Raw genomic sequence first — 6,118 nt, forward strand, 5'->3', positions numbered from 1 at the left:
GCCGCTACGCGCTTGTCCTCGAGCGGGCCGAGGATGGCGTTCTGGATGAAGTTGGGGCCGCCCTGGCCGACGGTGTCGACGATGCGCTTGTTGGCCTCGGAGATCTGGTTGTCGAGCTGGGCGAGGTGACGACGGGGGCTCGGACGGCGCCGGAGGTACTCGCGGCGGAGGCGGCGTCGGCTGCGGAGGCGCCGGAGGTACGTCCGGCGCGGACGACGCCGGCCCGGGCGGCGACGGAGGTACGTCCGGCGGAGGCGGCGCGGCCGGTGGAGGCGACGAAGGCAGCGGTGTGGACTCCGGAGGCGGCGTGTCCTCCGGCGCCGGCCCGCCGCCCGACGGCTCTCCCGTGCCACCGACACCCGTCGGCTCTTCGGACCCACTCATACCGACTCACTCCCCCAACTGCCGCACGGACAGGACATCTTGCCCCTTTTACCGGCTCCCTATGCTCCCGCAGGTGCCTGGGGAGGGGTCCCGAACGTACGAAAGAAAAGCTGAACGGAAAGTGCCCGCACGATCACTCTCGTGCATGAACACCGCACCCAGGTCGACTGGCACCGCAACGCCTCCGAGCAGACCCGCGCCTACGCCGACTTGTTGCGACACTGAAGAGCAAGCGGCGGTACGCGAGCCGCCAACTTCACCACCCACTGGGGGACTTCACATGGCACTGTTCGGAAACGCCCACACCGTCGATCCGGCCAAGGCCCAGCACGAGTACGGGCGACTGCTCGGGATGGACGAGCAGGTGTACGCCGCGTACCTGCTGATCCGCGACACCATCCTCTTCACCGACCGCCGCCTCATCCTGATCGACAAGCAGGGCATCACCGGCAAGAAGACGGAGTACCACTCCGTCCCGTACCGCAGCATCACCCACTTCTCCGTCGAGACCGCCGGCCACTTCGACCTCGACGCCGAGCTGAAGATCTGGATCTCCGGCACCCCGGCGCCGATCGAGAAGACCTTCACCAAGGGCGTCGACATCTACGAAGTCCAGGCGATCCTCACGCAGTTCGTGGCGCGCTGAAGGCTGCGGGCACGTCCAGGAGGGCAACCTTCAGCGCTTCAGGCTGACGATCGCCGATCTGTTCGCGGAACTGCCGTCATGGGTCACTTCGACGGAGCCGACGCCGAGGACCTTGTCGGTCCCCGGGACCGCCGCGATGGCGTTCAGCCGGAGCGACTGCCGTGCGCCGGACCCGATCCAGTCCGCGCTCGGCAGCTCCGACAGCGAGATCCCTTCGCAGTTGCCGCCCGCGGTGAGGTACCGGCTCGCACTGAGGACGACCCCGTGCTCACCGTCGCGGACCCAGGGACCGCGATCGGAACACGCTCCCTTCGAGTTCGGCAACTTGGTCCAGCCGGTGCCGTTCCAGCGCAGCCGGAGGGCCTCCGGGGCGGGGTCGGGTTCGTCGTCCTCCGGGATGGAGGTGTGGTCGCCGTAGACCCGTATGTCGTCCTTCGCCAGCGCGACGACGTCGGTGAAGTAGGCCAGCTGCTCGGGCGCCGGGACCGAGTAGTGGTACTCCGGCGTCGGTACGGACCTCCAGGCGCGGCCGTCCCAGTGCAGGGTGGCGGGCTGGGCGCCCGGCAATCCCAGGCCCTCGTCGGGACCGTCCGGGTAGTGGTAGCCGACCGCCCACAGGTCGCCGGACGCGACACCGTCGAGTGCGGTGACGGCGACGGGCAGGTCCATGGCAGTCCAGCGCACGCCGTCCCAGTGGGACGCGCCGGCGTCGCCGTCGAGGACCCAGATGTCGTCCGCTGCGAAAGCCCGCACATCAGCCACCGGATGGCCGTCGGGCAGCCCGGGCAACGCCGTCCAGCGCGAGCCGTCCCAGCGGGCCATGCGCGGCGATTCCCCCTCCTCCGTCTCGTCCATGCTCGCCGTGAGCAGGATGCCGCTGGAGCCCACGGCGTCGAAGCGCACATGCTCAAAGAGGCCGCCCCCGAACGACGCCGGCAAGGGACGCCGCTGCCAACCCGTGCCGTCGTCGTGCAGCAGGAAGCTGTCGCCCGCCACCCAGACGTCGTCGTCGGCGGTCGCCATCACGTCGTACAGCTCGCCCGTCTCCTCGAAGACCTTGTCGTACGTCCAGGTCTTACCGGAGTCGATCACGGCCCGAAGGCCCACCACGGTGACGAACAGGACCAGGATCGCCGCGATCGCCAGGTTGACCTTGACCATGCGCATGTTCACGTACGAGGAGAGCGGTGCGGCGGCGGCAACAGTTCCGCTCTTTACGCTTTCTGCACCTGCGGTCGGCTGTCCCGCACGGCAGCCCCGAACTCACACCACACGATCTTCCCCGGGTCCCGCTCGGCCACGCCCCACTTGTCCGCCACCGTCGACACGAGCAGCAGGCCGCGCCCCGACTCCCCTTCGGACGGTACGACGCGCGGCTGCCCGTCGCCGCTGTCGTGGACCTCCACGCGGAGCATGCCGTCGCCGTACGGGAACAGGCAGAGCCGGAAGCCCCGGCCCGGTGGTACGCCATGGAGCAGCGCGTTGGTGGTGAGCTCGCTGACGCACAGCAGGACGTCGTCGTACGTCTCTTCCGGTACGCCCCAGTCCTTCAGCGCGGCCCTCGTGAACTCCCTTGCCGCCGGGATGGATTGGCGTTCGCGCCGGTAGAAGCGTTCGCGGGGAACGGGTGAGTTTTCGTTGTTCACGGGACGAGTGTCACGCTCTGTGCTCATGATGGAGCAGTGCGTGGGCTCGTACGGATTACTTGTACGGGCCTGTCGCCGTGAACGTACGTACCACGGTGGGGAGTTGGACCCGTATGAACTCCAGGAAGCGTTCGCGCAAGAACGCGTCGGCGATGAGGATGGTCGGCGCGCAGTTGGCTGTGCTGCGGCGGGCGGCCGGTTTCACCCAACGGACGCTTGCTGAGCGGGCGTTGGTGGACGAGGAGACGATCGCGTCGATCGAGCAGGGCAGACGGCCGCTGAAGGCGGACTTCGCGGAGCTGTTGGACAAGATCCTCGACAGCAAGGGGGTGTTGGTCGCAGCCGTGGACAACATGCCCGAGGTGGACCTCATCCCGCGCTTCGCCGAGGAGTTCGTCGACTACGAGCAGCAGGCGGTCGCGATCTCCTCCTACCAGAATCAGGTGCTGCCCGGTCAGTTGCAGACGCCGGCATACGCCCGGTCGGTCTTCCGCAGCCGCGTTCCCGTCTACGACGAGGAGGAGATCGAGCAGAAGGTCGCGGCCCGCATCGAGCGTCAGCAGATCCTGCACCGAAAGGTGCCGCCGACCACCAGCTTCGTGATCTGGGAGGCGGTACTCATGGACTTCCTGGGCGGCAAGGAGGTGTACGTGGAGCAGTTGCGGCGCCTGCGCGAATGCTCCGAACTGCCCGGCCTCGCCTTGCAGGTGATGCCGTTCGGACGCACCACCCACGCCAGCCTCGCCGGCCCGTTCGTCCTGCTGGAGACACCCGATCACCAGCGCCTTGCGTACGCCGAGACGCAGCGCGGCAGCCAGCTCGTCGGTGATCCGGACGAGGTGGCGATCCTCGCTCAGAAGTATGCGATGCTGCGGACACAGGCCCTCAACACCGAGGACACCAAGGACCTGTTGGACCGTCTGCTGGGAGAGCGATGACCACCGCACTGCACTGGTTCAAGTCGAGCTATAGCAGCGACGAGGGCGGCGACTGCATCGAAATCGCCTACTCATGGCGGAAGTCCAGCTACAGCGGCGATTTCCAGGACGCCTGCGTCGAGGTGGCCACCCACCCCTCAGCCATCCACATCCGCGACTCCAAGACCCCCGACGGCCCGCTCTTCACCGTCACCCCCGCCGCTTGGACGTCGTTCCTCACGCTCACGCGCGACTGACACCGACAACGCAAACGTCACCGAGATCGACGCGGCGGCCATCACCACCATCGCCACGCCCGCCGAGGTCAGTTGGGCCACCGCCCCCGCCAGCCCCGCGCTCACTCCCTGCATCGTGAGCATCCCGGCGGAGTGCAACCCGAGGGCGTGGCCGCTGAGTTCGGGCGGAGTCAGGGACATCAGCCGTTCCTGCTGGACCAGGCTCGCGCCGAAGCCGATGGACGCCACGGCCACGACGACCGCCGCCACCGGCACCCCCGGCCGCAGAGCGAACACCAGATAGGGCGCGGCCAGCAGCAGAAGCAGCGGGATGCCGAACCGTTGCCGTACGCGGGACGGAAGGAAGCGGCCGACCGTCACATCCCCCACGAACATCCCCAGCGCCGCGCACGCGAAGAGCAGGCCCGCGTGGTCGGGGGCGTACGGGACGTACAGCGACTCGCAGCCGACGATCAGGCCGTTCGGGATCCACAGGAGCAGGTAGACGTTCCGGCGGGGCGCGTACGACCACAGGCGGGCGTTCGTGCGCCAGGTCTCGGCCACCGAGGGGCGGCCAGACGCCCGGGGCACGCGGCGAGTCAAGCCGACGCGGGCCGTGATCGCTGCCGCAAGATACAGAGCGGCCGCGGTCAGCAGCGTGCCGCGCGGGGACAGGAGCGTGACGAGGACGCCGCCCGTCGCGTACCCGGTGATCTGCGTCAGGCCGTTCGCCATGTTGAAGACCGAACGGCCAAGCAGATAGCCGTCCTTGGGGAGGATCTCGTTGAGCAGACCCCAGCGGACTCCGCCGCCCAGCGAGGCCACCAGGCCCAGCAGCAGGATGAGGGCGAAGATCGCCCACAGGGGCACGGGCGTCGCCAGGATCGCCGTACCCGCCGCGAACGCCACGGCGATGCCCGTCATCGTCGCGCGGGGCGGCAGCCGGTCGGCCGCGGACAGGAGCGTGGTCGCGCCCAGGACCTGGGCCAGGGACGGCCCGAACATGCTCAGCGCCGAGAGCAGGGGCGAGTCGGTGGCGGCGTACACCAAGGTGCCCAGGGCCAGACCGCTCATCGTCTGCGCGGCGACCTGGACGAGGGAGGTCAGGAACAGCGGCGTGAACTCCGGCGTGCGGAAAAGGGATCGGTAGGAGCGCATGAGCGGAGTCTCGGAGCGTCCGTATCCCGGCCGTTAATGTTTCGCACTGAGGCGAAACCACGGCAACGGTGAGTGGCAGGCGGGGGAATCCGGCATGGGGTGGTGGCAGGTCAACGCCGACACCCTCGCCGGGAGCCGTTTCGTACTGTCCCCGCTCGCCGAGACCTTCGCCGGTCTCAAGATGCTGCACTCGGGGACGGCCGCGCATCCCGGCGAACGGTCCTGGCTCGATGCCCATCTCGCCGGGTACAGAAGGCGGTTGGCCGCCGATCCCGTGACCGCGGCCGTCGTCCGGGCCGGTCTGGGCAAGGCGTGGAACGCCGACTTCCTCACGCCGACCCCGACCGGAGAGCCGGAGGACTTCGAGGCGGAAGTCACGCGCGTACGGGAGACGTCGCCCGAAGCCGCCCGCTCCCACCTCGCCGTGGCCCTGGGCGGCGGCCCGCACGCCCTGCGCGGCGACCCGCTGCCGCGCATCCTCCGGGACCGCGACGACCTTGCGGCCCGTGCCGCCGACCTGCTCCAGTACGTATGGGCCGAAGCCGTACGCCCCTACTGGGCCCGGCGGCGACGCGTACTCGAAGCCGATGTCGTCGCCCGCACCGCCCAGTTGAGCCAGGGCGGCTGGGCCGCCGCGCTCGACGCCATGCGGCCGGGCATGCGCTGGCTCGGCCAGAACCGGCTCCAGGTCAACCTGCACGAATACCCGCCCCGCGAGATCTCCGGCGCCGAGCTTTTCTTCGTCCCGGTCACGCCCCAGCGGCAAGGCTGGGTCTCCTGGGAGGAGCCGCACCGGTACGCGGTCGTGTACCCGTGCTCGGGCGCGCTGGCCGGTGGCGAGCCGGTCGCCGCGCCCGAGAGCCTCAACAGGCTGCTCGGACCCGCACGGGCCGGCGTACTCGCTCTCCTCAACTCCCCTTTGAGTACGAGCCAGTTGGTGGCCGTCACGGGGCACGGACTCGGCTCCGTCGGCCGCCACCTGAAGATCCTGCTCGACGCCGGGCTCGTCCAGCGGCGGCGGGCGGGACGGTCGGTGCTCTACTCCAGGACGCCGGCAGGCGAGGTTCTCGTGAAAGCGGGTCTTCGAAGTTGAGCGTTGCGGTCATCCGCCGTCCCCCGTCCCCCGTCCCC

Annotated in this window: 7 protein-coding genes and 1 pseudogene; 4 read left to right on the forward strand and 4 right to left on the reverse strand. The window is 69.3% G+C overall.

The genetic code is table 11. The features are described 5' to 3' along the window. Positions 1–359 (reverse strand): annotated as a pseudogene (locus G6048_RS49045) (hypothetical protein); the annotation flags it as partial. Positions 360–664: 305 nt separating this feature from the next. Between G6048_RS49045 and G6048_RS46125 the strand changes: the two are divergent. Continuing rightward, positions 665–1,030, forward strand: coding sequence for a PH domain-containing protein (locus G6048_RS46125; RefSeq protein WP_165345591.1), 366 nt, complete (start codon positions 665–667; stop codon positions 1,028–1,030). Positions 1,031–1,060: 30 nt separating this feature from the next. Here the strand turns inward: G6048_RS46125 and G6048_RS46130 are convergent, their stop codons facing one another. Beyond that, positions 1,061–2,191, reverse strand: coding sequence for a beta propeller repeat protein (locus G6048_RS46130; RefSeq protein ID WP_165345592.1), 1,131 nt, complete (start codon positions 2,189–2,191; stop codon positions 1,061–1,063). 53 nt (positions 2,192–2,244) lie between these two features. Beyond that, positions 2,245–2,703 (reverse strand): ATP-binding protein, encoded by a 459-nt coding sequence (locus G6048_RS46135; RefSeq protein WP_165345593.1) that lies wholly within the window; start codon positions 2,701–2,703, stop codon positions 2,245–2,247. 86 nt (positions 2,704–2,789) lie between these two features. On the opposite strand from G6048_RS46135, the gene G6048_RS46140 reads away from it, so the two are divergent. After that, complete coding sequence (locus G6048_RS46140) at positions 2,790–3,614, forward strand: helix-turn-helix domain-containing protein (protein ID WP_165345594.1); 825 nt, start codon at positions 2,790–2,792, stop codon at positions 3,612–3,614. After that, positions 3,611–3,850, forward strand: coding sequence for a DUF397 domain-containing protein (locus tag G6048_RS46145; RefSeq protein WP_165345595.1), 240 nt, complete (start codon positions 3,611–3,613; stop codon positions 3,848–3,850). Before G6048_RS46140 ends, G6048_RS46145 begins: the two co-directional genes overlap by 4 nt. On the opposite strand, the gene G6048_RS46150 is transcribed toward G6048_RS46145, so the two are convergent. Continuing rightward, complete coding sequence (locus tag G6048_RS46150) at positions 3,752–4,987, reverse strand: MFS transporter (RefSeq protein ID WP_165345596.1); 1,236 nt, start codon at positions 4,985–4,987, stop codon at positions 3,752–3,754. The two genes, G6048_RS46145 and G6048_RS46150, sit on opposite strands and share 99 nt — an antisense overlap. Before the next feature lie 94 nt (positions 4,988–5,081). Here G6048_RS46150 and G6048_RS46155 point away from each other — a divergent pair, with 94 nt between their 5' ends. Then, positions 5,082–6,080: an ArsR/SmtB family transcription factor gene (locus tag G6048_RS46155; protein ID WP_165345597.1), complete on the forward strand. Its 999-nt coding sequence runs from the start codon at positions 5,082–5,084 to the stop codon at positions 6,078–6,080. The last annotated feature ends 38 nt before the right edge of the window (positions 6,081–6,118 follow it).

Source organism: Streptomyces ureilyticus (assembly GCF_011045025.1).
Taxonomy (GTDB): Bacteria; Actinomycetota; Actinomycetes; order Streptomycetales; family Streptomycetaceae; genus Streptomyces; species Streptomyces ureilyticus.